This is a genomic window from Brevibacillus schisleri, from assembly GCF_055685845.1.
On the sequence record NZ_JBVNDM010000001.1, the window covers coordinates 4,293,483 to 4,318,398 of the forward strand.

Here is a 24,916-nt window from a genome sequence, read left to right on the forward strand (position 1 = left end):
CTAATATTATAGATAACTCCGATAATTATGTCTATGCTACACTTCAGTTATCAACGACAAGGTAAGTAAAAAAAGTGAGGGATCTACCTATGGGGAAATTATCTACGCAAGCCCCCGGTCTAGCTAAAACACTGCGACTTCCACAGATCATCGCCTTATACATCGGGGCTGTGATCGGTTCCGGCGTATTGCTCATCCCTGGACTCGCAGCGGAGAAGGCTGGCCCTGCTTCCATTTTAGCTTGGCTCGTCATGTCCATTCTCGTCCTGCCCATGGCCATTACGATGGGGCTGTTATCTGCTCGTTATCCAAGCTCAGGAGGAGTCTCTACCTTTGTACGGACAGCGTACGGAGATCGATTCGGAAACATGGTTGGCTGGTTCTTTCTCTTATCTGTCCCGATTGGCGCACCGATTCTGAGTGTGACAGGGGCCAACTACATTGCGATCCTGCTGAACTGGAGTGAGTCGCAAGTATATGCGGCGGCTGGTCTGCTTCTTCTCGCTGTCCTTATAATGAATGTTGTAGGCTTGCATTTAGCTGCACGTGTCCAAACCGTTGTTGTCTCGCTGATTATCACGATATTGATTTTGGCCGTTGTCGCCAGCATTCCGCATGCCTCTGTCACTCACTTTACCCCTTTTTTGCCAAACGGTTGGTTGAGTGTCGTGCAAGCAGCAGGTCTGATGTTCTGGTGCTTCATTGGGTGGGAAGCCGTGACGCATCTCTCAGAGGAATTCGTCGATCCTGCAAAAAACGCGATTCGCGGTGTTTTGTGGAGTGCGGGAATCGTCGCTCTCTTGTACTTTGCCGTAGCCTTTATGACTGTGGCTACGCATAGCTACGGGGGAGGTATCTCCGCTGCCTCGCTTAGTGTCATGGTTCAACTCTCTTTAGGACCGATCGGCGGGTGGATTGTAGCTGTAACCGCCTTGTTCATTTGTATCGCTACAGCCAACGCTTACATTGGAGCTGCGTCGCGCATCGCCTATTCGTTGGCCCAAGAAAAGATCGCTCCTCGCTGGTTTGGCACTCTCCACGCCAAATACCGGACACCAACCGGCGGACTTCTGTTTCTCTCCCTTTGTTTTGTCGTCGTTCTTGGCGTACTCTATATCGACGTGATCGACTTGTCGAGACTCATCGAGCTGCCCAATGCTACCTTTTTTGCGACTTACATCGGCGGGTGTTTAGCAGGGGTCCGGCTCTTGCACAATAGTCGCGTAGGCAGAATCGCTTCCTGGACTTCTCTCGTCTGTACAGTAGGACTCTATCCTTTTTTGGGGTGGTCCGCTCTCTATCCGCTCGTGATTGCACTCGTTCTTTTTATCTGCCAAAAACGTCATACCTGAAAGAAAAAAAGGCTGAGGTCATGTCCCAGCCTTCTTTTCTTATTCATCTTTTCCAATCAGTCGAAACGTTTTGCCATCACTCGAGGAAAGGTAAAACGTACGATCAACACTTCCGCCCAAATCTCCTGCGTAATATTGAACCGTCATTCTATATTTATTCATTCCGATTTTGGCAAAGTACATCAGCTCATTAAACTGCGGAAACCGGACATAATCATACACTTCATACTGCATAAACGAAAAATGCTCGCGTAAAAACGATTCGCTCACAGCCTGATTGTTTTTCTTTACATACGCGACCAAGTCATCATAGCGACGAATCTTTTGCTTATCCATCACGTCACCTACAAATGACGAGACTGCTTGTGTCATTGCCTTTTTCTCGCTTTCGGATACGTTGCCAGGGTACAGCTCATCGATTTTTGTTTCCAAACGATTTAACAGGACGACTGCCTGTGCTCTGTTGATTTTGTCATCAGGACGAAAGCTTCCATCTGGAAAGCCAGCTAAAATCCCCATTTTATAGGCAGGGTAGACCGTCATCACCTGTGTTTCATTTTCGACCGAAAGATCCGTGAAAAATTTCGTAGTCGTTCCCCGATATTTTTCCCCTTCTGATTGATGCCCGATGGCTGCCAGTAAGGTTCTTGCCGCTTCCAACCGTGTCATACTTTCCGTCGGTTTCCCGGATGGCATAATACCCGCTGAAGCCAAATGGTGATAGGTTTTTTCCGACCATCGTCCCATAGCAGCCTGCAAGTAGGTCTCTTTGATATCTTTGTCAGGCTCATGCCCTGTGAAGGCAGGTATGACGCGTTCAATCAGGGATAAAAACTGTTCTTGCGTCACCGTTTGCTCTGGCTTAAAGGTTCCGTCGGGAAAACCTTTGATCAATCCTTTTTTGGTAGCAATCCCTATTTCCTTTGCCGCCCAATGTCCATTTGTGTCGAGAAATGCAGGGGAATTGGCCACGTATTCTTCCCGTGCGTCGGCCTTTTTCATTCCTACGGTTGTTATGCCCGTCAATAAAACCGACAAGCTAACAACGAGTAGAGTGGCTTTTTTCCCGATTTGTTGTAATGTAATCTGCATCCCGAGTACCACCTTTCCCCAAAAACAATTCATTACTACTAATACGCAGAATTTGTCGGAAAAGTTTCGGCATAATTTATAGAAAAGTTTTCCATCTACTTTAACAATAAAAAAATAGCCGGGTCCACTTCTGGGACGATCCGACTATTTTGCGCTTTATTTTACAGGTAATAAAGTTGATGAGTACCATCATGCGCGAATGGCGCATCTACTAATCGGTCAATCAAACCAAGACCATACTTATTTGCAAACGGGAAAAACGAATGCTTTCTTTCTTGCAGTCCACCTTCGGGCAACAAAGCGGTCTCAATTCGTTGGACGCGCACGTGCTCTACATCATCCTTTTGCTGTAGCGAACGAATCAGACGCTCTTCCAAAAAGGAGACTTGCTCTAACAGCAGCTTACTATTTTTCTCAGCCAGACCACGCAATCCGCCATCCAGAGAAACGACTTCCTCTACCAACGGACGATAGATGGACATCATCGACTCCCGTGCCGAAGCGAATTGCTGTTCCAGTGGATGTGGCGCCTGGTTTTTGGACCACTCGGTTTTCCAAGCGGCGAAATCAGTCAAGACTCGTTCAACAGAAAGCCCCAAGCTATCCAGCAGTCTCAGTTGAGCACCTTCCACAAGGGTAATGGACATACGAGGCAATACGATCGGCATCTGCATCCCGAATAGCTCGAATACCTCCCGATAAAACGCCCAGTACGAAATCTCGCCCGGACCTCCAATGAAGGCAAGCGTAGGAAACAGATGCTCCTGCATCAACCCACGGGTTACAACATTTGTACTAAAACGCTCCGGGGAATCTGCGACCTGCTTGAGCAATTCATCGCGACTGTAAGCACGTCTCCGATTGATGAAGCGCTCTCCGTGACGTTCCAGCAGCAATCGATCATCGCCCTCATAGACGAACAGATTGGCCTGATGCTCTTCCACTTGCAATTGAAGCGGATAGCCAGCAGTTGAAATCCGATCCGCTGCCCGCAGTAACACCTTCGTCAGTTGCTCATTGTTTTCAATGATCTGTGAAAAAATAGGTTGCTGCAGTTCACGAACGAACGGCAACGAGGATTCAACCAGAACGAGACCGTGCTTGCCAAACAATTTTGCCATCAAGCGGGCAAACCATTCTGCGACTGTGCGCGAATCTGCCGCGGTCTGCGTCAGCAACTCACGAATCTGTTTGGTTTCGGCAGTCTCTGTTTGTCCCTGGAAAAATTTCTCCAGGAACTGCGTACACAGCTCAGGGTCCAAGGGTAGCGTACTTGCGGATTGGCGGCCCTTTTTGTTCAGAGCCAGTCGCTCTTTATGCAGGCGCTTTCCATCGTCCGCTCCCCAGTACACATGATCAATCTCATCGATGTCATGATCTTCGCCAGCAATCCAGAACACCGGAATGACGTTCGCCTGAAGCTCGGCAGACAACCTCTTCGCTGCCTGGATCAGATGAACAGCTTTGTTGACCGTATAGAGTGGTCCACCCAGAACTCCTGCTTGCTGACCACCGATGACCACATAAGTGTCCGGCTGTTTGAGCAACTCGATATTTTTCAGTGCTTCAGGGTGAGAATCCATCTCTTTATTAAAACGATATAAACCTTCCACGAGCTGGTTACGGTGAGGATAGGATTGACTTTGAAGCCATTCCACGCGTTCTCGGTAGGACTGTTCACGGTAGGGATTATGCGCAAAAAACTGTAATGCAGAGGCATTTTGCTGCTGGTACTCCTGTGCCAGCGTATTCGCCAATGGAAGCGCGAGACATTCAACATTCATGCAAGCTCACCTTTCTTCGGGCCATGGTCAACCAAAATTATAACATGCTCCACAGCCACAAAAAACAAGACAACCCACTTTAATGGGTTGTCAAAGTGTAATATAAGCTTGTTTGCGCTCGCATTAAAATTGCGGAGGGTTGACGGACCAGATTAACAACGCTTCCGTCTCTCCTGTATTTTCGATTGCGTGTGTTTTGCTGCTGTCAAATGAAATACTGTCTCCTGCTTCCAATACATGCTCTTCATCGTTGAAGCGTGCTGTCACACTTCCAGTGATGACCGTGAAGCACTCTTCTCCCTCTGACTGCACGAACTTGTCAACAGCCATTTCTCCAGGCATCAGGCGCACTTCCAGCATCCCCAGCTTGGCACTACCTCCCATCGAGAGTAGCGAATAAGTGCCCGTCGATTCAGGAAAGACCAGTTGTCTGCGTTTTTGCAAGCGAGTCACATGCACCTGCTTTTGATCAATATCTTCGAAAAAATGAATGATGGGTGACTCCAGAGCTTTGGTGATTTTCCACAGCGAATCCAGTGACGGCTGCGAAATTCCACGCTCTACTTGGCTCAGCAAACCTTTGCTTAACCCTGTCTTTCCTGCCATAATTTCCAAGGTAAAGCCGCGTTCTTTCCGAATCATTCGAATCTTATGACCGATGGTCTCGATGGGAAGTCGCATAGTTCCAACCTTCTTTCTTATCGGAATAAATACGATATGTATCAACAGTGCTTTACACGACACCCATCGTTTTGATAATTCCGGTCGTAAACAGCACTATGTAGACGATTCCAAACCAGAGAAACGACAATCGCCAGGCTGAAAATCCTACCTTTTTGAGGGAGAGCCGCCCCTTCAACTTCATCTGTACCCACCCAAGGAGCATGATTACCACCAAGTAAAAGCAAAATACCCACCACCAAGCGGAAAATGCCTCGGGCCAAATCAGTTCGTAAGTGGAAACGGCAGAGCGAATCACCAAAAGATTCGTGATATTTATCGCGAAGCGGCCTGCCAATTTCTTGTTCCGCGTCATTCCATACAAGATGAAATAAACGATCGGAAATCCGAGAAACGGCACAACCGTCAGCGTCCCCCACAAATAGGCCCAGACATTCGCCAAAAAGGTCATCTACTGTCGCCTCCCTCCTTCCGTATTCCCATGTCTGACTTAAGAAGGATAACGCGAAGCAAGGTTTCGTGCAGCGGTGTCGGAATCCCGGCCTTTTGTCCTACTTGGACGAGATAGCCGTTGATAGACTGCACTTCCGTCGGTCTGCGCTTCTTAATATCCTGCAGCATGGAGGAAAGATTACGGGAAGTATTTCGGCAAATGGAGACAATTTCCTGCAAGTCTGCATCCTCGATTTTTTGTCCGGCATACGCAGCCACTGTAGCTGCTTCCGCAAATAAAGCACGCATGAGCTGTTGCGTATGTGAATTTTCGAGGAGAGCACCATTTGGGATTTCAAAAAGCGCAGTTAACGGATTGATCAGCGCATTTGCAATGAGCTTGCGCCAAGCAAAGGGCTGTATTGCCTTTTCATAGACAGCCTCCATGCCTGTTGATATTGCCCACTCAACAAATGTACGAATCAGTGGATCATTGCAATCAGAAGTCTCCCAAGAGCCTACGCGCAAAGTACCTGTACCGGTATGCACGACTTCTGTAGGCGACATTCTCCTTGCCCCTTCCGTATTAATCGCAAAGAAGCACTGTGTCTCCGTTAAAACGGTTCGAAGCAATTCGTAATGACCCATGCCATTTTGCAAAGCGATCACTCTTGCCTTGAGGTCTAACCCTCGTAACGCTGGAAGCACGCTATGCAAATCTGGCTGCTTTACAGTTAACAGATACAGATTCCCTTCAGGCAATCCTTCTTCAATGGGGCTCGCGGTGACGGAAACAGTGACTGTCTCGCCATTCAGCTTTTGAAAGCTGAGCCCGCGTTCATTTAACTGATTCGCCTGGAGTGAACTGCGTGTGACAATCGTGACAAGTTGTCCAGCAAGCGCAAGCCTCGCTGCATACAGCAGCCCGACAGACCCGCCACCTACGACTACCACCTGACACGTCATTGGTTCTAGCAGCATTTGTTCACCCACATTAATCAATGCTTATTTTTCAAGAATAACAGAGTTTTCGGGATTGTTCAATTGATTGCCACAAAAAAAGATCGAAATTATCGAAATATTCCTAGGCCCTTTCACATTTTTTGTAAAAAAAAGGCTATCGCCCTTTGACGATAGCCTGACCCTTGATTTATACGGGATAAACAGCATGCTTTCTGTCCGAAAAAACGTGACGCTTTTCCTTGTAAACCTCGTAGCGTTGGATTAATTCGCGTCTCAGTTCGCTTGGAGGTACAACAGCATCTACAATCAAGTTCGATGCCAGCAAGTACAGATCGATGTCTTCCTGATATTCTCTACGTTTTTCCTGAATAAACGCTTGGCGCTCTGCCGGGTCCTCAATCGCCTGTATTTTGTTACTGTAGACGGCATTAACGGCTGCTTCTGGTCCCATCACGGCGATTTGGGCACCGGGCAGTGCGAGGCAAGCATCTGGTTCAAATGCAGAGCTGGCCATTGCATACAAGCCGGCACCATACGCTTTGCGTACAATGACGGATATCTTCGGTACCGTTGCTTCCGCCATGGCGGAGATCATTTTTGCCCCGTGTCTGATAATGCCTGCCCGCTCTACGGCTGTCCCTATCATAAAACCAGGAACATCCGCCAAGAACAACAGTGGAATGGAAAACGCATCGCACAGTGTGATGAATCGAGCCGCCTTGTCAGCCGAATCGACAAACAAAACGCCTCCCTTCACACGCGGCTGGTTGGCAATGATTCCGACAGGCTTGCCATCCAGACGTGCCAATCCGGTAATCAGCTCTTGAGCAAATAATTTTTTAATCTCAAAGAACGAATCCTCGTCGACCAATGCTGTAATGACATCATGCATATTGAAAGCTGCATTTTGGTTCTCGGGCACGATGCTCGTGATTTCTTTCGCTGTTGACACAGGGGCTTTTGCCAGTGCAGTCGGTGGCGTCAATGTATAGTTCGCAGGGAAGAAGCGCAGATAGCTACGCGCTGCTTGAATCGCTTCTTCCTCATTGGCCGCTAGTACGTCGCCACATCCGCTGACGGAGCAATGCATGCGTGCACCGCCCAACTCTTCCAAGCTCACTTTTTCTCCGATCACCATTTCCGCCATACGCGGAGAGCCCAAGTACATGCTCGCGTTTTTGTCGACCATGATGACAATGTCACAAAAAGCTGGGATATAAGCGCCACCAGCAGCAGAAGGTCCAAACAAAATGCACACTTGTGGAATTTTGCCGGATAGCTTCACTTGGTTGTAAAAGATTCGCCCAGCCCCCCGACGGCCTGGGAACATCTCCAATTGGTCTGTGATACGCGCTCCTGCTGAATCGACCAGGTAGAGAAGGGGAACACGCATTTTTTCGGCAGTCTCTTGAATCCGAATAATTTTTTCGACGGTCCGCGATCCCCAGGACCCAGCTTTCACTGTTGAATCATTGGCCATCACGCAGACAGTTTGACCATTCACCTTGCCAATTGCGGTCACAACTCCATCCGCCGGCAGATCGCCTGCCATGACATTCGCGAACAGCCCATCCTCGACCATGAACTCGTCATCGAACAATAGCTTGAGGCGATCGCGAACGAACAGCTTGTTTTGCTCCTTGAGCTTGTCATGATACTTGGCATCGCCGCCTTGCACTACTTGGGCGATTTTTTCGTGCAATGTGTCTTCCAAATGTTTGGTCATCAGCGTAATCCCCCTCGTCACTCTCCGCGGTATATCGGTTGTCGTTTTTCTTGAAAAGCTGCTAGTCCTTCTAGGCGGTCTTTCGTTGGGACGAGCAGCTTGTACGCGTTGCTTTCAATCTGAAGTCCGCTTGCTAGCTCAACCTCTCCTCCACAATCGATGGCAAACTTGGCTTGGGCTAGGGCAAGTGGAGCATTCACTGAAATTTGCTCGGCCAAAGAAATGGCTGTCGCCATGAGTTGATCAGCGGGAACAATCCGATTGACTAACCCGATGGACAGTGCCTCCTCTGGAAATACACGCCGCGCCGTAAAAATCAGTTCCTTGGCGACGCCTTTTCCAACTAGCCGAGGTAAACGTTGTGTTCCGCCAGCACCCGGGATGATCCCGAGCGAGGTCTCCGTTAATCCCATCTGAGCCTGTTCACTCACGATTCGCAGATCGCACGCCAGCGCCAATTCTGTACCTCCTCCCAGCGCCAGCCCGTTAATCGCCGCGATGACTGGTTTCGGTAGCTTTTCCAGCTCTGTGAACGTATCTCGAATCGTTTGGATATAGACATCGACCTGCTGTGGTGACATGGAGCGCCGCTCTCTCAAATCCGCACCGGAGCAAAATGCCTTGTCACCAGCACCTGTCACAATGACTGTCCGGATGTCACGATCATGGCTGATTTCACTGATCAAGCCGCGCAGAGTCACAAGTGTTTCAAGATTGAGGCAGTTAAAAACTTCTGGCCGTTGCAGCGTTAGTACGCCGATCGCGCCCTCTCTTTGCAGGGAAACCGTCATCTTTTATCCCCTCTTTGCGAATGTGTGAAAAATACAGATCATCCAGCTGGTTTGCTTGCGAGAGATGCCCGCAGCACTTTTGAGGGGAGCTCTTTGCCCAACTGCTGCCCAATATACGCACCAGCCTCAATCAGCTTCTCGAGATCGACGCCCGTTTCATAGTCCATTCCATGCAACATGTAGACCAAATCTTCAGTCGAAATGTTGCCGGCTGCTCCTGGCGCATACGGGCATCCGCCGAGGCCACCGATTGAGCTGTCAAAGATGCGGATTCCTTCCTCTAGCGCTGCTGCTACGTTCGCCAATCCCGTTCCTCTCGTATCATGGAAATGGGCGGCTAAGCGCTCGTTCGTAACATCTTTCACAAGTTCTCCAAAAACCTCATGAACCTGCTTCGGTGTTGCAACCCCGATGGTATCCCCGAGAGAAATCTCGTACACTCCCATTTCCAAAAGAGCCTCTGTCACCCTGCGGCTATTGTCTAGCGGAACGTTTCCCTCGTACGGACAACCAAATACTGTTGAGATATATCCGCGAACTTTCATCCCGAGAGCCAGCGCTTCCTGGGCAACCTCCCGCAGGATCGGATACGTGTCTGCTATCGGTTTATTGATATTTTTTTGATTATGCGTTTCAGAGGCAGACATGAACAGGGCAATCTCTGTCAGTCCGCTTTGGCGGGCCCGCTCCAGACCGCGAATATTAGGAACCAATGCACTAAGCGTTACCCCTTGGCAGCGATTGATTCCCTGCAAGACCTCGTCAGCATCCGCTAATTGCGGTATCCATTTCGGATTTACAAACGAACTTGCTTCTATCCGCTTCAAGCCTGCTGCCATTAGCTTTTGAATCAGCGTGATTTTTGCTGCTGCCGGAACGATTGCGCTCTCGTTTTGCAGCCCATCACGAGGACCGACCTCCACGATTTGTACACGCACAACATGTCACCCCCCTCGCCTAGCGGTCGCTCAGTTTAGAAGCATTCTAATCTTATTTCAAAACGACGATGATATCGCCATCGTTGACAAAATCGCCAATATTCGCTTTTACTTCCACAACCTTGCCTGAGGCTTGAGCCTGTACAGGAACTTCCATTTTCATCGATTCCAGTACAAGAACGTCTTGTCCTTCATTGATCTCGTCACCTGGCTGCACCAGGACGTTAATAACGGTTCCTGCCATATTGGCTGCTACTTGTTTCATAGATGGTTCTCTCCCTTACATATCATTTTTGTTAGCTTAACGTTTTTCCGAGCTTGACGCGGCTCCACGCTCAGTAACGAACCATGTCGTATAGTTACCTGCTCGGAATTGTTCGTCCTGTAATACCTCTTGCAAAAACGGAATGTTCGTTTTAATGCCAGTAATCAGAAAATGATCCATAGCCTTCTGCGCTTGTTTCACAGCCTCTTCTCTTGTCACCCCAGATACAATAACCTTTGCAATCATCGGGTCGTAAAAAGGAGTCACCTGTGTACCTGTCTCTACCCCATCATCAATTCGTACATCCTCAAATGCTGGTGGCTGGTACAACGTAATTGTCCCTGGTGAGGGCAGGAAGGTGACAGGGTCTTCCGCATAGACACGCAGCTCAATCGCGTGACGCAGAGCCTTGACGTCCTCTTGCTTGATCGACAACGGGTGACCATCAGCAATGTCCAGTTGGAGCGACACGAGGTCAATGCCCGTCATTTCTTCCGTCACGGGATGCTCCACTTGTAAGCGTGTATTCATTTCCAAGAAGTATAAGTTTTTCTGCTCATCTACGATAAATTCGACTGTTCCTACACCCGAGTAGCCCACTGCTTTCGCTGCTGTAACCGCTGCATCGCACAGAAGCTCTCGCGTTGCTGTGTTCAAAAAGGGCGAAGGGCTTTCCTCGAGCACCTTTTGATGTCTGCGCTGTATGGAGCATTCCCGTTCTAATAAGTGGATGACGTTTCCATGCTGATCGGCGACGACCTGCACTTCGATGTGGTGCGGGCGCTCTACGTATTTCTCCATGTACATCGCATCGTTTCCGAAATACGCTTTTGCACGACCTTTCGCCGATTGGTACGCTTGACGTAGCTCTGCCTCGTCTCGACAAATGTGCATCCCGATTCCTCCGCCGCCAGCACTGGCCTTGAGCATCACGGGATATCCGATGGAAACCGCGATGACAGCTGCTTCATCTGGAGAATCGATAGCCTGTTCGCACCCTGGAACGACTGGTACTCCCGCAGCCTCCATCATACGTCGGGCAGTCAACTTGTCACCCATTTGACCGATAACCTCGGGGGTAGGCCCAATGAATAGGAGACCTGCCTCCAGAACGCGGCGGGCAAAAGCTTCGTTTTCTGACAAAAGACCGTAGCCTGGATGAATAGCATCGGCACCGGTGCTTTTCGCTGCTGCAAGAATGGCCTCTACGTTCAGGTAACTGTGTGGAACGGGCGGTGGACCAATATGGACGGACTCATCTGCTTCACGTACAAACGGCAGATCCTTGTCTGCATCCGAATAGACAGCAACCGTAGCCACTCCTCTTGCCTTGCATGTACGGATAATTCGTCTGGCAATCTCACCACGGTTTGCGATTAATACCTTATTCATGGCAACGCTCCCCTCTTTGACAAACCGACCACAACCGTAAGCGCTTCCAAATTGTTTGCCTGGTTTGTATCATGTGATGCTACTTTCTATTTTGCCACGAGAACGATCATAGTTCTAGGATGAAATTTTAAATTTTTCCAAGATAGCGAAATCATTTCCTGCCAATCCCTCCAATAAAAAAAGAAAAACACTTCGGAAAAGCCAATCATCGTGTATAATAAAGGGGCGGGGCCAAAAGGTGGCCAAGGCAAAGAGCTGTGAGAGGAGTGGCTAACCATGTTTGAAGTAAGACGTTTGCAAATCAACTATAAGACACTGGAGGAATTCCAGAAGTTTCGCGAATTTGGCCTGGAGGAGCTTTCTATGAAGGAAGACCTGGAGGCGAACATCGTGGAAAACGATTCGGAATCTCCATTTTACGGTATTTATGACAACGATCTTCTGGTAGCACGTATGAGCCTCTACAAAATTGACGGGAAATACGACCGTTACTTCCAACCTGCGCAAGACTATTACGAGCTGTGGAAGCTCGAGGTCCTGCCTGATTACCGCTCCAAAGATTACGGAACTGCTTTGGTTAACCACGCGAAGAGCTTTGGAGCGCCTATTAAAACCAACTCCCGCTGTCGTGCAGACGATTTTTGGTTGAAAATGTACTTCACACCTGTGAAGTACAACCTCATGCGTGACCGTGGCGAAAACCCGTACGTATGGTTGCCAGAGAGCGTAGAGCTGCAAGACTAGCTCCCTCTTTATCAATGAATGCGTAAACAAAAAGAAGCGGATCAACACCGCTTCTTTTTTCATGCCTTGCGCTTATTTTTCCACGCGCTCTAAATTTCCGTTTTCATCCATTTTGAAGATCGCTTTGTTGGAATCCTCTTCTTGTAAAAAAGCAAGCTTACGTGCACGTTCCATGATCTGTACCAGCGCACGGTAGTCATCATTGACACCCTGAACCTGATCCAGCTCTTTTCTAGCGCGTTCGTGGGCTTCTTTCAATTCTTTTAACTCCAACTCTTTTCCTTCCAACTCTTGTTCCAATTGTCGCATGCGACGAGTCAATTCTTTTTGATTGACGAGCATGCGAATGACTGCTTCAATCTGCTGCTCCTCTACATCGGTGTACATTTGCACCTCTGCTACTGGTGTCTCCGCACGTTTTGTATGCAACGTGACGACTTCGACCTCAGCCACCACAGGGGGTGGTGCTTGAATCCTCCCGAGCTTTTTCAACTGTTGCCTTTGGCTTTTCGCAATCGAAATGGCCGCATCGTACCGTTTGCGCACGCAACTGTTCCAGCGGAAGCCGCACGCAGCTGCTGTCCTTCCCAACCTTTGACCCACTTCTTCAAATGCAGCAAGCTGTGTGCCGCCTTCGCGTATGTGGCGCAAGGTGACTTCCGCCAACACTAGATCGTCATCTTCGGTCCATGCGTCTTGTCTGGAAGCTACCATATGAGTCCCTCCCGTTACCTTTAAAAAGGATGATGTAATTCATCCTATGCTTTTCCCTACTCTTGTAGAATCGCTTTCTACTAGAAAAAGTATGTCCAAGCAAATAAATGTTTAAACGAAAAGGACTACATCGATCAAGATGTTGGGCGCTTTGTCAGGAAGCTTTCCACTACGGCGACGTGTTCGGGGCTCCCCCATAGATGCGCACATTGACTCACTTCGCGCCGGATTCGTTCTTCTTGCGGAAGACCCATACGCTTCCACTTCAGGATCTGCATGTACGCCTCAATGCCAGTAAGCGGCTGGGCAGCGATTTTTCGAGCGAAACGATATACTTCCTCATGCAGCTTCTCTTCTGTATATACCGCGTCAACAAAACCATAGGACTTGGCTTCCTCTGCCCGTAATCTGTCTCCAGTCAGCAGGAGAGCGAGTGCTTTTGATTCTGGCAGCAAGTCCAATAGCCGACTTCCTCCACCCCAGCCTGTCGTAATATGCATGCTGATTTGTACAAACCCGAAGGTCGCCCGGTCACTGGCAAAACGAAAATGACACGCGCCCGCAAACTCACAGCCGCCTCCGACCGCGGCACCGTTTATCATGGCTATCACCGGTTTGGAATACTGGTCAATGGTCGACAAAAGCCCCGTCACTTTGCTGAGCAAAGGATGCGCCTGTTCAAAGCCGCGCACTGCAATAAACTGATTCAAATCGCCTCCGGAAACAAAGCTTCTACCCGTCCCCGTCAAAATTAGAACCTTCACTCGAGGATCGGCTTGGCAGTCTTGCAGAACCTGATGCAGCTCGTCAACCAGCTCCACGCTGATGGCATTATGTACATGCGGCCGATTTAATGTGATTGTGGCAATACCATCCTGTTTTTGCAAAAGCAAGGTCTCCATATGAACTCCCACCTTTTTATCAGCTAGTGGCTTTATTTTACCTTTCAATGGACAAACAAAAAAGAGGAGGCCTTTACCCCCTCTTCATTAGGACAACAGATTTTTCATGGCGGAAGAATTGAATCCGACGATCAGGTTTTCACCGTCAGTCAGGATCGGACGCTTCAAAAGCTGAGGCTCTTCGCTAAGCATTTCGAGCAGTTCCTTCACCGACATATCATTAATATCGACATCCAAGTTTTTAAAACGCTGACTTCTCGTCGACAAGATTTCATCCAGGCCATTTGAAGTCATTTTAATAATATCCAGCAGTTCTTCTGCTGTCGGTGGATTTTTGAACAAGTGACGCTCTTCATAGTTCACTCCGTTTTCTGCCAGCCATGCCTTCGCTTTGCGACAGGATGTGCAGCTCGGATAAGTAAAAAACGTTAATTTTTGTGTTTGTGTACGTTCAGCAACGGCCATTGGTTACCCCTCCATCTCAACTATCACGAATGATTTCATCTATAAAAGTCTTGCGATTTGCAGTTCTTGATGTTTCGTTCGATCTCTTACGAAAGGTTAGTCGATAAATTTTCCTTCCTTACTTTGGATTTTACTGCTTCATTAACACTATGTCAATAGTAGTTAATTTAAAAACTAGATGAAAATTCGTGTGATATGCTGTTGTAGCACACTGCTACCTTAACAAGTAACACAAAATGGGATACACTTATGAAGATCTTCAAAAAGTCGTCTTTTGATCACGAAGGAGCCCTGAAAGCTTGGGCAACATCGAAAGAGGCGTTCACCTTCAAAGTCCGGTGCTCATGTAGGTCCCCTACACTCCGCTCCTCCTTTTTCAGGTTCTCACCACTTTCTCGGTGCTGAAAAGACGACTTTTTGAATTTGATCTTATGAAGATTGTTTTGAGAAAGGGGTATCGGCATGGACCACGATGCGCAAAAGTTAACCAGTGCTTTAGCTGACCCCACCCGTTTTTCCATTTACCAATTTGTCGCCTACAGTAAAGATCCCATTACGGTTCAGGATATAGCTGATCACTTCTCTATCCACCCAAATGTGGCACGCTTGCACTTGACGAAGTTAGAGGACGTGAATTTACTCACTGCTGTTACAGACAAAAGCGGTAAGGGAGGACGTCCCAGTCGGTTGTACTCACTATCTGAACAGGTTGTGAGTCTGCAATTCCCACCTCGTGACTATCAGCTGTTGGCCGATATCGCGATTGAAAGCCTGCTATCGCTCGGCGAAGCTGGCGAAGCCGCTCTCATTAAAATGGGACATCGCATTGGAACAGAGATGGCAAAACGGGCGGTTGTCCAAAGCGGAATCAATTTAGAAACAGCCTCTATGGAAGAAAAATTGGACCTGGTCCATCGGATTGTCGTGGCTCAGGGATTGAAACCAGACATCGAAGCAATGGCTGAAGGAAAGCTGCGTTTTCGCGTGAATAATTGCACCTTCTCTGACAGCGCAAAAAAATACCCGAATGCCGTATGCCAGATGCACAACGCTCTCTTGATGGGAATATTCGAAACGTACTTGGGGAACATTGAATTACGTGAGGATGATTCCAAAATTCGTGGTTGCCAATCTTGCAACTATACGGTGATTCAGTATTAGCACCGCAAGTCCAGTCTCTCCTTCTCGGGTGACAATAATCCGTCATACCTTTATCGTTTACACGTGTTCACCTGTCCTATATAATGGGGGAGGAATCTTGTAAATCTTACCGTTGGAGGCAAAAAGGGGGGACAAAAATGGATCGTATGTATCGCGTTCTTGGTTTCTGGACCATTGTGATCGCGTTGATGGCGTTTTGGGGAGAATTGTACCCGATGGCGCTCATCTTCTTCAGTTTGACTGCTTTCTTCGTAGCGTTGAGCTACATGAACCTGACTGAACGAGTATACTTAAACATTTTCTTCGGCTTCATGTTCCTGTCTTTTGTTGGATTCACGTATTACACGTTCTTCGTAATGCCTGTTGGCCCACAAGAACACGCTTTTCTACAATTGATTATGTAAAAAAAAGATGCTCGCCATGAGCATCTTTTTTTGTGTTCACTTCTTCTTTTACTCCCGGATGCCTTTTCCTTGGACCATGACCCAAAAGCGCCCACCCAAGCCAGCAGGATCGATCAACTGCTGAATAGCCCGATTCCGTTTCATCGCAACGCTCGTGAAAGGGTCTCTATCCATATGCGCGACTGCTTTATGAAGTAAGCCATTCCGCATTAAAAACCGATCCTGCCTCATATAGTCTATTTCCCGTAAACCAGCCTTTTCTCCATACTCTTTCCACGCAGAAAAATTCACATGTGTCGTCAAGTCTTGTTCACCTATGTTGAGATACGGATTCGTATGAGCCTGATGGCGATGATAGCACATCAGTGTTCCGTTTTTTCGACTGGGATGGTAGAGCTCCTCTTGCAGGTCACCGTAATCAATCGTGATGACGAATCCTTTTTTCAATAGGCAGGAAACATGTTGTGCGGCTTGCTCCATCGCCAAATTTATCTCGATCCGCATACCGATTGGCAGCTTCAAGTTCAGCCCACGCAAATATTCTCCTAGCGCTGGTGTCATCTCCCCCAGACACTCTTCCAACCCGTCCTCGCCAACACGCACCCACACTTCCTGCCAACCGGATTTGGTTTTTTCCACAATATGTACTGGAAATGCGTCCAGCCATTCATTTGAGAAAATAACCCCTTCTATTTTTTCTTGTTTGGCAGCTTCATTCACGGAAGAATACCAACGCTTCGGACCCTCGTGCCACTGAAGTGCCTCCTGCTGCATTTTCCGGTGATACGGACTCGCCTCTATCAAAATGACCGTCAATTCTTTGTATAGCTCTGGCTTGCACGCACGGATGCGCTCCAGCATGTGGCGGCAGACAGCCCCGGTTCCACCACCAATCTCCACGAGAACAGGCGAAGTGATATCCGCCTCCTCCCATAATGCCAAGACAGCATCTGCGATTGTTTCCGCAAAGACAGGATGCACCGATGCACTCGTATAAAAATCTCCCGCTTTTCCTACTTTCGGTTGCTCGACCATATAATATCCATGCGTGTCATGGTAGAGGGCCAACTCCATAAAGCGCGCGAATGTAATGGCTTTCCCTGGTTGGCTTTCTATTTCCTCGCGAATCAGTTCGATCATTGTCATCAGCTCTTCTCCTGCTATCCAAATTCAACTAGATAAGGCTATAATACGAAAAGAAGCATACAATATGGAAAGGCAGAAGCAAAAGGTGAAATCATGCGCAAAATTCTACTCGTCTTATTCCTGCTTGTATGTCCACTGACGGTATTCGCCCAGGAAGAGCCCGCTACCCCTTTGGAACAGCTCATCCTGCAGCAGCATTTTACACAAAAAGAGCTGGAGCGAACCCTCACCTTACTTAAGGAAGAAGAGACGCGGACATACGGGGAAATCGCTCAAATGGATCTCGACTTGCAACGGCAAAAGCTGGTGATGGAAGCGACACAACGTCGTGCCGGTGAAGTAGCACGGGCCTATTACATGGGCGAGCGTACTAATCTTCTGACGTTACTATTAAATGCGGAAAATTTCAATCAGTTCTTATTGATGTACGATTTCTACGAGATCTTGTACGAGCGTGACATGTCTCGACTAGAGTCCTATCATACTGAGCGCACGAAGCTCATTGCGATGCAAACCGACAAAAAGAATCGTTTGGAACAACTTCAAGCACTGCGAAAAAAATACGAGCTTCAATTGTCAGAGATGCTCGCTGTTGCCGCTGAAAAAGAAAAGAATGTACAAAAACTGGATGACCCGACAGTTGTGGAATCCATGATGAATCACTTGATTTTAGACTGGGAAAAACGTGGTTTGCCCGCCTTCCAGACCTTCTTCGGAATGCTCGCGCAGGTCATGGTTCAAGTTCCCGAGTTGGCGACGCCGGATCGAATTTCGTCGGAAGGTCTCCTCAAGCATACGCTAACCATCAACCAGACTGACTTCAACAATTTTTTGATAGAAAAAGACGCCTTGTTTAAACAATCCCATTTCTCCTTTGAGGATAACAAGCTGACCGTGGAAGGCACGTATGATCAGATGGAGCTCAAGCTCGTTGGTAACTATGAGCTCGTCTCTCCCACCCATCTCAAATTCCACATTACCGAGCTGTACTTTGACGGCTTTGCCTTGCCTCCTTCAACCGTGGAAGAAATGGAGAAAGCGTACGATCTCGGATTTTATCCGGAGCTGATCTCCCCCAATATCCAAGTGCAGGGCATCACACTGATGGACGAAGAATTAAAGCTCCAGCTACAATTTAATCTTCCATTTGGATTCGGAAAGAAGTAAAGCCAGCTATTCGTTAGCTGGCTTTTTTCTGGGAGACAACCTTATTGATATGAGCCGGCATTTCCTGCTGCAATTTTGTCATGTACTGGATCGCTTCTTTCGTCAGCGTCGGGTATTTTTGCCCTTGCTTTAGCTTCTCCAATGTTTCTGACACTGGGTAAATGACATAGTTGCGCTTATTATTTTTCCGATAAAAATGAACGTAGGTCGGAATCATTTCAACACTTTCGATGCTAGCCTCTCCTGACTCATTCTTGTACAGCACAAGCTTCAGGATTGCGCCAACATCCTTGTAGTCCCATCGCTGCGCGGAGATGAAATTGCCTAAAGAATAGGTGATTAGCCCTTTGTGTTGACGTCCATCTTCAAGGGTAACCGTCTTCCATTCGTAAGGTTGGACCACATGTGGATGCGCGCCCAGTATGATATCCGCTCCAAATGTCAGAGCTTGCTCGGCAGTCTTGATTTGTTCAGGACTGGGCATCCGTTGATACTCATTTCCGAAATGAAGCGCCACTGCAACCAGATCGGCTCCTTTTTCTCTTGCCCGTGCGATGTCTTTCTTCATCAGCTCAGGCGAAATCAGATTGATCAGATACGGCTTGCCCTCTGGAATCGCGATTCCATTTGTACCGTACGTATACGATAGCAAGGCTAGTGTGAATCCGTCCTTGGCCAAAAGCAAGGGCTCATCTCGATCCTCGGGATTTGCAAACGTTCCCGTGTGCGGCAGACCGGCTTCATCGAGATATTTGATGGTTTGCAGAACCCCTCGTTCTTTGCGGTCCATCGAATGGTTATTCGCTGTCGTTACCGCAGTAAACCCAATTTCCTTCAACGTATGTGCAAGCGACTCAGGAGAATTAAACATCGGATAGCCTGAGTATTTGGCCTCGCTGCCGCTCATCGTTGTCTCAAGATTGCCGATGACCCAGTCTGCCTCTCGGAACATCGGGATAACATTCGGGAAGAAACGTTTAAAATCATAGCTTTTCGTCGCTGGGTCCCAGACGGCATCCAACTGTTCCTGATGCATCATGATATCCCCAACAGCGAGAAGGGAGATACGCTGTTCCGGAAATCTTGATGGCAAAGTCGGAGGTTGTGTCTCCTGTTGATTGGGTGCTGTCTGCGGTGGTGTTTCGGGATCAGGCACTTTCACGTTGGGAGCTTGACTCGTCTTATCTGCTTGGGCGACGGGTGCCGCACACCCAACCAGACTCGTGCAGGCGATAACGAGAAGGAGTGCCCATTTCCATGTTCGCTTCATAATGAATAGCTCCTTTGGTAAATGGTGACCCCTTCCTTTTCTCCACCACCTGACAAAATCCTCTCCCAGACTTATAAAGAATGATGAAATGACTAACGAAGCATGCCTGTAACAAACGGATTGTACGTTTTCTCGTAGTCGATTGTCGTCTTCGGTCCATGTCCTGGATAAACAATCGTTTCATCATCGAGCTCAAACAGTTTGTCCTGGATGCTGATCATCAGTGTCTCAAAATCTCCTCCGAAGAGATCTGTACGCCCGATGCTCTGGTTAAACAGAACGTCCCCACCGAAGCAGTGTTGGCCAATTACGAATGAACAACTGCCTGGTGAATGACCTGGCGTATGCAGCACCTGAATATGAAAACCTGCCAGTTCCAGAGTCTGACCATCCTCCAGCTCGTGCTCGGCCCGCTCACATATGATGAGTTCCGGCAGATTCCAGCGTCGGGATCCGTTGAGATCAGGGTTTGTGAGCCATTCCTGCTCCAGAGGATGAATGTAAACGGGTGCTTTTGTTAATTCTCTTACTTGGTTGAGTCCACCAATATGATCCAAGTGGGCATGCGTCAAAAGAACGGCGACGACGTTTTTATTGGCGAGGGCGCGGAGCAACGGATCTGGCTCCATGCCCGGGTCAATCACAATGGTTTGGTTGGTAGCGGTGTTTGTCACCACATACGCATTCGTTTGAAATGCTCCCAACGCATAGGATTCAATGGCAAGATTTTGATTCATCGCAGGAAACCTCCTTGATTTTTTGATACGATAGAAAAAACACATTTGCAAACATGGGGGTATGACATGCGCCATATGTACGGAATTGAACTAAATGTACCAGCTGGGAAGCTCCCTGGCTTCTATGCTCAAGTCATACATAAAATCGGAGATCATGTCAATGTCTTTGATCGGGACAAACTGCTTTTTATTGTCGAGAATCAAGCCGAACAGGAGAAGCTGGAAACCATTTTGGAGAAGTCCAACATGTTAGGCGATACCTTTTCTCTATTGCTGCTGCCGTCAGCAACCACAATCGAGCCACTCGATGATATCGGTTTTGTCTCCCAAAATGAACATTTGTATGTATATGCAGATCAAGTGGCCATCGTAACGCCGGCCGGTCCATCCCAATCAGAAGATCAGTGGGCTGCCATAGAACAACTCCGCGAGCATGTTTTAGGGGTGATACCCGAAAATACAGACCAACCCGAAGCCTACCTGATCGATCAAAACTTGATTCCACTTGCAGAGGGAATCGCGAAGGCTTATCAAGTGAAGCTCGTTTGGCTCCATCCGACTACATAAATCTTTCCATGTAAAAAAGGGAGCGCCTGTTACGCGAACTCCCTTTTCCTTATTGCGACGATTTACGATCAAACCGGAACCACGCCACTTGATTATTCACAAGACCAAAATTGGCGGTGTATTTGCTGCCTTCGTAAACCACTTCTTGCTCGCCTTTTCCTTTGCCGTACAGCTTCTCTAGCTGCCGAGCACTGTCAAACATAGCGAGTCCTCGATATGTTTTGAATTTTTGCGCGTCCTCACGGGGAACTCCTCCCAGCATAATCGATGTCAATTCACCTTTATGAACTTTGATCATCATCTGGGTCTGATCAACCAGCAGCATCCCCATCACAGCATCTCCCGCACCCTGCGCCATCTGCTCTACTGTGTAGCTTTGCCTTGTCACCATATCCATAAAATCAGCTTTTGTCGGCTTCAAAATATCCATTGCTTCTTTAACGTTCTGCCCGAGATAAATGCCGTTTACTCCGTATTCCTTTTGATTTTCGGGGTCAAATGTAGCAGTTGGTTCCGACTGGGCCGAACATGCCACCAAGACTACTACTGTCAACACCCAAATCACAGCCATTCGCAAGCATTTCCCTATCATCCTTCTGTGCCCACCTTTGCTACCGCTCTTTTGGTTATCTTAGCGTATCCAGCAAGCATCGGGCAACTAGGGAGAGACGAGCTTATTCTCGTGTTCCGCTGACTTTACGGCGCGGTCGATTCGGAGGCAGATTGTTGTCTACCGATTGTTTGAAGCTCTCTAGTATTTTGAGGAGTGATGCAAAAAAAGGCGAGCCAAACACCGCAACAATCCCCCACATCCATGTTCCTAACTGCCACGAATTTTTTACATATGCGGATTCCGCCCCCGTTAAAATAAGGGCTGGGTCCAGACCTAGCATGCCAAAAATGACACCAGCAGCCAATACGGAAATGACCAAATTGAAAAATCGCTTGTAGTGCATCAATCGAGCGGCGTGATACTGATCCTCCCAGCAATTTTCTTTCGCCTCATAATCTGTCGCCAAAAAGGGAATGACTGATTTAAAAGCTTCTGTAACCCCTGCTGCCGCGCTGGACACCGCTGTTATATAAATCAAGAAAGAAATCGATGAATCCAACGTAACCATCATGCTTCCCTCCTTTTTACATATGTATGGGATTGGAGGGACAACTTGCAAATTTTTTTGCAGTTTGTATATTTCCCCTTTGTTGTTTATGCGGTAAGATGTGAAGTGCATGTAAATATAAGGAAGGGCAGGGATTGCAATGCAGGACTTTTCATTTGTATGGAATCAGTTCGACTTGATTCGCGGAATGTTTTTGGCGAGATTGACGGAAATAACCGAGGAAGAAGCAGATGTGGTTCCACTTGGCTTTAAAAACAACATTCGCTGGAATATTGGTCATATTCTTCTGACACAAGATTTCTTGCTCTTCGGACCAGAAGGAATGAAATGTCCTCCGCATTACGCTGCCATGTTCGCTCCAGGAACCAAACCTGCTGATTGGCAAAAAGAAGGTCCTTCCCTTGAAGCCTTGGCTGCCGAGCTAAAGGAACAACATGTACGTATCAAAGAAGAATTGCATTCCCGCTTGAATGATCCATTGCCAAAGCCGTTTGAACTAGGAGACAAAGGCACGATGCATACTTATGGGGAAATGATGGTCTTCACTCTTTTCCATGAAGGAATGCACATCGGATGTATTTCGTCATTGCGAAAAGCGATCGCAGCTGCTAAATAAGGGAAATCAGACAAAAACGCGGGGATTTTATCCGCGTTTTTCTTTTTGCCTGCCAAATCCTCAAAAAAATGAAAACCGCTCCATTGAGGAGCGGTCCTTGTCGAGCCCGAATTGCTTATGGGGTTCTACCGGTTATTCTCTTTGGCTCTTCAACCTCCATCGTAGAGAAAAGTAGCTAAAGGAATCGGTGTATTTCCATACGACTTTCGTCGATTGCTTGATCATGATTATCCACGGATCTTCGCCTCCTGCAAGGCATTTCGCCGTTTACTCACATGAATCATCGGGCTCGACAAATTTAGTATGACCTCCTCGTGATTTTTCATACATCCTCTTTACAACAAATCTGCGGCCAGCTGTGCAAGCACACTCCGTTCGCCTTTTTCCAACTGGATATGTCCAGCCAGCTTTTGATCTTTAAATACCTCTACCACGTAGGTTAAACCGTTATTGCTCTCATCGAGATACGGATGATCGATCTGCTCAGGATCACCCATTAGCACAATTTTCGAGCCGTCCCCCACCCTCGTCAGGATCGTCTTCACTTCATGCTTTGTCAAATTCTGCGCTTCATCAATGATAATAAATTGTTCAGGGATGGAGCGCCCCCGAATATACGTCAAAGCTTCCACCTGCAAACTCCCCATACCTGCCAAAATTTTATCCAGATCACCTGGGCGTTTCGTGTTAAATAAATATTCCAAATTATCATAAATCGGTTGCATCCACGGTCGAAGCTTTTCTTCTTTTTCGCCGGGCAAATAACCGATGTCTTTTCCAAGTGGAACGATAGGTCTTGCCACTAACAGTTTTTTGTATTTTTGCTGGTCTTCGATTTGCAGCAGGCCCGCTGCTAATGCCAGCAAGGTTTTTCCTGTACCGGCCTTACCGGTCATGGTTACTAAAGGAATATCATCTCGTAGCAGCAATTCGGTTGCCATCCGTTGCTGCACGTTACGGGCTCGGATGCCCCAAATCGGATCATCATCTGATACAAGCATTTCTAACATTTTTCCGTCTGGGTCGACCTTTCCAATCGCTGAAATGGATGGGTTGCATTCGTCCTTCAGCACTAAAAATTGATGAGGGTAAAAGCGATAGCGCGGAAAACAGGAGGCCAGCTGCAGCTTTTTTGTCGCATAGTAAGTCTTGATGATATCGGACGCTACCATCATCTTCTGATACCCCGGGTAAATACTGGAGAACTCCCCCACAACTCGATCCGAAAGAAAATCCTCTGCAGAAATATTCAATGCATCAGCCTTGACTCTCATGAGCGCATCCTTACTTACCAGAATGACTGGTCTTGGCTGTGGTTTTCCGTTCTCCTCCTCTTGTAAGTTTAGTGCAACCGCTAAAATCCGGTTGTCATTACTCATTTCCGTGAATTGTTTTTGAAGGCGGTGGAAAGAGGAATGATTCAGTTCCACTCGAAACAATCCACCTGTTTCAAGGGTAATGCCAGTGTGTAATTGCCCCAGCTCACGAAAGCTGTCAAAGAGCCGAGATACGTACCGAGCATTGCGGCCAATTTCATCCATGTACCGCTTTTTGGAATCGATTTCTTCCAATACGACAGCTGGTATGACGATTTCGTTGTCAGCGAAAGAAAACATCGCCCTTGGATCTTGCAGGAGTACGTTGGTGTCCAGTACGTAGATTTTCTTCAAAATCTCGCCTCCTATTACCCTTCTTATATACCCTATGCAATTTTTGGAGGGATGCTCAAGTGCGGCGACGTGATGTACTACAGTCTATGTTCAGGTAGACAGAGATAGACGACCCATTGGCAGAATGAAAATGGACAGCCCAGAACAAAATACTTGTAACCCTGCCCTCCTAACGAAGGAAGGCAATACTGGGAAAGGGAGAGTGCCTGTGAAACGGATCATGATCTACTGTCTCGGTTTTAGCTTGTTGCTTACAGCATGTACATCAGGCAATAAAACCCCAACGAATCAGGCTGCACAACAGCCGAAGCATGCCACTCATACTCAGCGTGTTCAGCAAACAGCTCCTCAGCCTGCTTATAATCAATCTTCCCAAGCCACCGCTGATCGTCTCGCCCAACTAGCAACACGTGTGAAAAGGGTGCACAGCGCTACGGCTGTGGTCTTAGGCAAATATGCGGTAGTCGGTATTACTGTGGATCCGAATCTGGATCGCCCAGAAGTTGGCGTCATTAAGTATACGGTTGCGGAAGCTCTGAAAGAAGACCCCCAAGGAGCGAATGCTGTCGTTACTGCAGACCCTGCCATCGTCCAGCGGTTACGGGAAATGAGAGATGATATTCGCCGTGGCCATCCTGTTGCCGGAATTACCGAAGAGTTGGCGGATATGGTAGGACGGATCATCCCCCAACTGCCACGCAGTGTGCAGCCTCGTGAAGAAACCCCTTCCCAAGTAAAAGAAAAACGCATGCACAAAGAGCCACAAGGACAAAACAAAATCAACGCAAATCGTACAGGAACACCATAAAGAAAAAG

General features: G+C 47.9%; 27 protein-coding genes. 8 read left to right on the top strand and 19 right to left on the bottom strand.

The features are described from left to right. Window positions 1–89 precede the first annotated feature (89 nt). Window positions 90–1,352: an APC family permease gene (locus tag ACUUHJ_RS20230; RefSeq protein ID WP_472299737.1), complete on the top strand. Its 1,263-nt coding sequence runs from the start codon at window positions 90–92 to the stop codon at window positions 1,350–1,352. Window positions 1,353–1,391: 39 nt separating this feature from the next. Here the strand turns inward: ACUUHJ_RS20230 and ACUUHJ_RS20235 are convergent, their stop codons facing one another. From ACUUHJ_RS20235 to ACUUHJ_RS20280, 10 genes are all read right to left on the bottom strand, one after another. Beyond that, the gene (locus ACUUHJ_RS20235; RefSeq protein ID WP_472299738.1) at window positions 1,392–2,444 is read right to left on the bottom strand and encodes an S-layer homology domain-containing protein; all 1,053 of its coding nucleotides are present in this window, start codon (window positions 2,442–2,444) and stop codon (window positions 1,392–1,394) included. 161 nt (window positions 2,445–2,605) lie between these two features. Further along, window positions 2,606–4,228, bottom strand: a complete 1,623-nt coding sequence (gene bshC / locus ACUUHJ_RS20240) for a bacillithiol biosynthesis cysteine-adding enzyme BshC (protein ID WP_289673648.1) — start codon at window positions 4,226–4,228, stop codon at window positions 2,606–2,608. A 123-nt stretch (window positions 4,229–4,351) separates the two neighbouring features. Continuing rightward, the gene (locus ACUUHJ_RS20245; RefSeq protein ID WP_016740713.1) at window positions 4,352–4,909 is read right to left on the bottom strand and encodes a helix-turn-helix domain-containing protein; all 558 of its coding nucleotides are present in this window, start codon (window positions 4,907–4,909) and stop codon (window positions 4,352–4,354) included. Between the two features lie 52 nt (window positions 4,910–4,961). Next, window positions 4,962–5,360, bottom strand: a complete 399-nt coding sequence (locus ACUUHJ_RS20250; RefSeq protein ID WP_087348042.1) for a DUF3397 domain-containing protein — start codon at window positions 5,358–5,360, stop codon at window positions 4,962–4,964. Further along, window positions 5,357–6,322, bottom strand: a complete 966-nt coding sequence (locus ACUUHJ_RS20255; RefSeq protein WP_472299739.1) for a ketopantoate reductase family protein — start codon at window positions 6,320–6,322, stop codon at window positions 5,357–5,359. Before ACUUHJ_RS20255 ends, ACUUHJ_RS20250 begins: the two co-directional genes overlap by 4 nt. A gap of 169 nt (window positions 6,323–6,491) precedes the next feature. Next, window positions 6,492–8,030, bottom strand: a complete 1,539-nt coding sequence (locus tag ACUUHJ_RS20260; RefSeq protein ID WP_106783012.1) for an acyl-CoA carboxylase subunit beta — start codon at window positions 8,028–8,030, stop codon at window positions 6,492–6,494. A 17-nt stretch (window positions 8,031–8,047) separates the two neighbouring features. Then, a complete protein-coding gene (locus ACUUHJ_RS20265) occupies window positions 8,048–8,821 on the bottom strand; it encodes an enoyl-CoA hydratase-related protein (protein WP_472299740.1) in 774 nt (257 codons plus the stop codon). Between the two features lie 38 nt (window positions 8,822–8,859). Next, entirely contained in the window at window positions 8,860–9,759 is a 900-nt protein-coding gene (locus tag ACUUHJ_RS20270; protein WP_472299741.1) for a hydroxymethylglutaryl-CoA lyase, read from the bottom strand. A 52-nt stretch (window positions 9,760–9,811) separates the two neighbouring features. Continuing rightward, on the bottom strand, window positions 9,812–10,024 hold the full coding sequence (locus tag ACUUHJ_RS20275; RefSeq protein ID WP_472299742.1) for a biotin/lipoyl-containing protein: 213 nt from the start codon (window positions 10,022–10,024) through the stop codon (window positions 9,812–9,814). Between the two features lie 36 nt (window positions 10,025–10,060). Continuing rightward, on the bottom strand, window positions 10,061–11,416 hold the full coding sequence (locus ACUUHJ_RS20280) for an acetyl-CoA carboxylase biotin carboxylase subunit (protein ID WP_472299743.1): 1,356 nt from the start codon (window positions 11,414–11,416) through the stop codon (window positions 10,061–10,063). 276 nt (window positions 11,417–11,692) lie between these two features. Here ACUUHJ_RS20280 and ACUUHJ_RS20285 point away from each other — a divergent pair, with 276 nt between their 5' ends. Beyond that, a complete protein-coding gene (locus tag ACUUHJ_RS20285) occupies window positions 11,693–12,160 on the top strand; it encodes an N-acetyltransferase (RefSeq protein ID WP_472299744.1) in 468 nt (155 codons plus the stop codon). A 72-nt stretch (window positions 12,161–12,232) separates the two neighbouring features. Here ACUUHJ_RS20285 and ACUUHJ_RS20290 read toward each other — a convergent pair whose 3' ends face one another. The 3 genes from ACUUHJ_RS20290 to ACUUHJ_RS20300 form a co-directional block, all read right to left on the bottom strand. Next, on the bottom strand, window positions 12,233–12,874 hold the full coding sequence (locus ACUUHJ_RS20290) for an RsfA family transcriptional regulator (RefSeq protein WP_173605296.1): 642 nt from the start codon (window positions 12,872–12,874) through the stop codon (window positions 12,233–12,235). 134 nt (window positions 12,875–13,008) lie between these two features. Then, complete coding sequence (locus tag ACUUHJ_RS20295) at window positions 13,009–13,776, bottom strand: enoyl-CoA hydratase/isomerase family protein (RefSeq protein ID WP_289673653.1); 768 nt, start codon at window positions 13,774–13,776, stop codon at window positions 13,009–13,011. Between the two features lie 87 nt (window positions 13,777–13,863). Further along, complete coding sequence (locus ACUUHJ_RS20300) at window positions 13,864–14,241, bottom strand: Spx/MgsR family RNA polymerase-binding regulatory protein (protein WP_016740704.1); 378 nt, start codon at window positions 14,239–14,241, stop codon at window positions 13,864–13,866. A 462-nt stretch (window positions 14,242–14,703) separates the two neighbouring features. Between ACUUHJ_RS20300 and ACUUHJ_RS20305 the strand changes: the two genes are divergently transcribed. Beyond that, a complete protein-coding gene (locus ACUUHJ_RS20305; protein ID WP_088908412.1) occupies window positions 14,704–15,402 on the top strand; it encodes a helix-turn-helix transcriptional regulator in 699 nt (232 codons plus the stop codon). 137 nt (window positions 15,403–15,539) lie between these two features. After that, complete coding sequence (locus ACUUHJ_RS20310) at window positions 15,540–15,806, top strand: DUF2626 domain-containing protein (protein WP_064200528.1); 267 nt, start codon at window positions 15,540–15,542, stop codon at window positions 15,804–15,806. Window positions 15,807–15,854: 48 nt separating this feature from the next. Here the strand turns inward: ACUUHJ_RS20310 and ACUUHJ_RS20315 are convergent, their stop codons facing one another. Next, complete coding sequence (locus ACUUHJ_RS20315; protein ID WP_289673654.1) at window positions 15,855–16,952, bottom strand: class I SAM-dependent methyltransferase; 1,098 nt, start codon at window positions 16,950–16,952, stop codon at window positions 15,855–15,857. Between the two features lie 93 nt (window positions 16,953–17,045). On the opposite strand from ACUUHJ_RS20315, the gene ACUUHJ_RS20320 reads away from it, so the two are divergent. Further along, window positions 17,046–18,119 (top strand): hypothetical protein, encoded by a 1,074-nt coding sequence (locus ACUUHJ_RS20320; protein WP_472299745.1) that lies wholly within the window; start codon window positions 17,046–17,048, stop codon window positions 18,117–18,119. 13 nt (window positions 18,120–18,132) lie between these two features. Here the strand turns inward: ACUUHJ_RS20320 and ACUUHJ_RS20325 are convergent, their stop codons facing one another. Both ACUUHJ_RS20325 and ACUUHJ_RS20330 read right to left on the bottom strand, forming a co-directional pair. Next, the gene (locus tag ACUUHJ_RS20325) at window positions 18,133–19,389 is read right to left on the bottom strand and encodes a CapA family protein (RefSeq protein WP_472299746.1); all 1,257 of its coding nucleotides are present in this window, start codon (window positions 19,387–19,389) and stop codon (window positions 18,133–18,135) included. 92 nt (window positions 19,390–19,481) lie between these two features. Continuing rightward, the gene (locus tag ACUUHJ_RS20330; RefSeq protein ID WP_289673657.1) at window positions 19,482–20,126 is read right to left on the bottom strand and encodes an MBL fold metallo-hydrolase; all 645 of its coding nucleotides are present in this window, start codon (window positions 20,124–20,126) and stop codon (window positions 19,482–19,484) included. Window positions 20,127–20,192: 66 nt separating this feature from the next. Between ACUUHJ_RS20330 and ACUUHJ_RS20335 the strand changes: the two genes are divergently transcribed. After that, window positions 20,193–20,693: a hypothetical protein gene (locus ACUUHJ_RS20335; RefSeq protein ID WP_289673658.1), complete on the top strand. Its 501-nt coding sequence runs from the start codon at window positions 20,193–20,195 to the stop codon at window positions 20,691–20,693. A gap of 49 nt (window positions 20,694–20,742) precedes the next feature. On the opposite strand, the gene ACUUHJ_RS20340 is transcribed toward ACUUHJ_RS20335, so the two are convergent. Together ACUUHJ_RS20340 and ACUUHJ_RS20345 are read right to left on the bottom strand one after the other, a co-directional pair. Further along, a complete protein-coding gene (locus ACUUHJ_RS20340) occupies window positions 20,743–21,285 on the bottom strand; it encodes a hypothetical protein (protein WP_472299747.1) in 543 nt (180 codons plus the stop codon). Window positions 21,286–21,367: 82 nt separating this feature from the next. Beyond that, window positions 21,368–21,814, bottom strand: coding sequence for a hypothetical protein (locus ACUUHJ_RS20345; protein WP_015892130.1), 447 nt, complete (start codon window positions 21,812–21,814; stop codon window positions 21,368–21,370). A gap of 139 nt (window positions 21,815–21,953) precedes the next feature. On the opposite strand from ACUUHJ_RS20345, the gene ACUUHJ_RS20350 reads away from it, so the two are divergent. Then, window positions 21,954–22,430 (top strand): DinB family protein, encoded by a 477-nt coding sequence (locus ACUUHJ_RS20350; protein WP_289673660.1) that lies wholly within the window; start codon window positions 21,954–21,956, stop codon window positions 22,428–22,430. Window positions 22,431–22,765: 335 nt separating this feature from the next. On the opposite strand, the gene ACUUHJ_RS20355 is transcribed toward ACUUHJ_RS20350, so the two are convergent. Then, the gene (locus ACUUHJ_RS20355; RefSeq protein ID WP_016740695.1) at window positions 22,766–24,100 is read right to left on the bottom strand and encodes a PhoH family protein; all 1,335 of its coding nucleotides are present in this window, start codon (window positions 24,098–24,100) and stop codon (window positions 22,766–22,768) included. Window positions 24,101–24,302: 202 nt separating this feature from the next. Here ACUUHJ_RS20355 and ACUUHJ_RS20360 point away from each other — a divergent pair, with 202 nt between their 5' ends. Continuing rightward, a complete protein-coding gene (locus ACUUHJ_RS20360) occupies window positions 24,303–24,908 on the top strand; it encodes a YhcN/YlaJ family sporulation lipoprotein (RefSeq protein ID WP_087348070.1) in 606 nt (201 codons plus the stop codon). Window positions 24,909–24,916 lie beyond the last annotated feature (8 nt).

Coding starts and splice junctions, on each gene's coding strand:
- ACUUHJ_RS20230 (WP_472299737.1), top strand. CDS start 90: ATGGGGAAATTATCTACGCAAGCCCCCGGTCTAGCTAAAACACTGCGA.
- ACUUHJ_RS20235 (WP_472299738.1), bottom strand. CDS start 2,444: ATGCAGATTACATTACAACAAATCGGGAAAAAAGCCACTCTACTCGTT.
- bshC (WP_289673648.1), bottom strand. CDS start 4,228: ATGAATGTTGAATGTCTCGCGCTTCCATTGGCGAATACGCTGGCACAG.
- ACUUHJ_RS20245 (WP_016740713.1), bottom strand. CDS start 4,909: ATGCGACTTCCCATCGAGACCATCGGTCATAAGATTCGAATGATTCGG.
- ACUUHJ_RS20250 (WP_087348042.1), bottom strand. CDS start 5,360: ATGACCTTTTTGGCGAATGTCTGGGCCTATTTGTGGGGGACGCTGACG.
- ACUUHJ_RS20255 (WP_472299739.1), bottom strand. CDS start 6,322: ATGCTGCTAGAACCAATGACGTGTCAGGTGGTAGTCGTAGGTGGCGGG.
- ACUUHJ_RS20260 (WP_106783012.1), bottom strand. CDS start 8,030: ATGACCAAACATTTGGAAGACACATTGCACGAAAAAATCGCCCAAGTA.
- ACUUHJ_RS20265 (WP_472299740.1), bottom strand. CDS start 8,821: ATGACGGTTTCCCTGCAAAGAGAGGGCGCGATCGGCGTACTAACGCTG.
- ACUUHJ_RS20275 (WP_472299742.1), bottom strand. CDS start 10,024: ATGAAACAAGTAGCAGCCAATATGGCAGGAACCGTTATTAACGTCCTG.
- ACUUHJ_RS20280 (WP_472299743.1), bottom strand. CDS start 11,416: ATGAATAAGGTATTAATCGCAAACCGTGGTGAGATTGCCAGACGAATT.
- ACUUHJ_RS20285 (WP_472299744.1), top strand. CDS start 11,693: ATGTTTGAAGTAAGACGTTTGCAAATCAACTATAAGACACTGGAGGAA.
- ACUUHJ_RS20290 (WP_173605296.1), bottom strand. CDS start 12,874: ATGGTAGCTTCCAGACAAGACGCATGGACCGAAGATGACGATCTAGTG.
- ACUUHJ_RS20295 (WP_289673653.1), bottom strand. CDS start 13,776: ATGGAGACCTTGCTTTTGCAAAAACAGGATGGTATTGCCACAATCACA.
- ACUUHJ_RS20300 (WP_016740704.1), bottom strand. CDS start 14,241: ATGGCCGTTGCTGAACGTACACAAACACAAAAATTAACGTTTTTTACT.
- ACUUHJ_RS20305 (WP_088908412.1), top strand. CDS start 14,704: ATGGACCACGATGCGCAAAAGTTAACCAGTGCTTTAGCTGACCCCACC.
- ACUUHJ_RS20310 (WP_064200528.1), top strand. CDS start 15,540: ATGGATCGTATGTATCGCGTTCTTGGTTTCTGGACCATTGTGATCGCG.
- ACUUHJ_RS20315 (WP_289673654.1), bottom strand. CDS start 16,952: ATGACAATGATCGAACTGATTCGCGAGGAAATAGAAAGCCAACCAGGG.
- ACUUHJ_RS20320 (WP_472299745.1), top strand. CDS start 17,046: ATGCGCAAAATTCTACTCGTCTTATTCCTGCTTGTATGTCCACTGACG.
- ACUUHJ_RS20325 (WP_472299746.1), bottom strand. CDS start 19,389: ATGAAGCGAACATGGAAATGGGCACTCCTTCTCGTTATCGCCTGCACG.
- ACUUHJ_RS20330 (WP_289673657.1), bottom strand. CDS start 20,126: ATGAATCAAAATCTTGCCATTGAATCCTATGCGTTGGGAGCATTTCAA.
- ACUUHJ_RS20335 (WP_289673658.1), top strand. CDS start 20,193: ATGCGCCATATGTACGGAATTGAACTAAATGTACCAGCTGGGAAGCTC.
- ACUUHJ_RS20340 (WP_472299747.1), bottom strand. CDS start 21,285: ATGATAGGGAAATGCTTGCGAATGGCTGTGATTTGGGTGTTGACAGTA.
- ACUUHJ_RS20345 (WP_015892130.1), bottom strand. CDS start 21,814: ATGGTTACGTTGGATTCATCGATTTCTTTCTTGATTTATATAACAGCG.
- ACUUHJ_RS20350 (WP_289673660.1), top strand. CDS start 21,954: ATGCAGGACTTTTCATTTGTATGGAATCAGTTCGACTTGATTCGCGGA.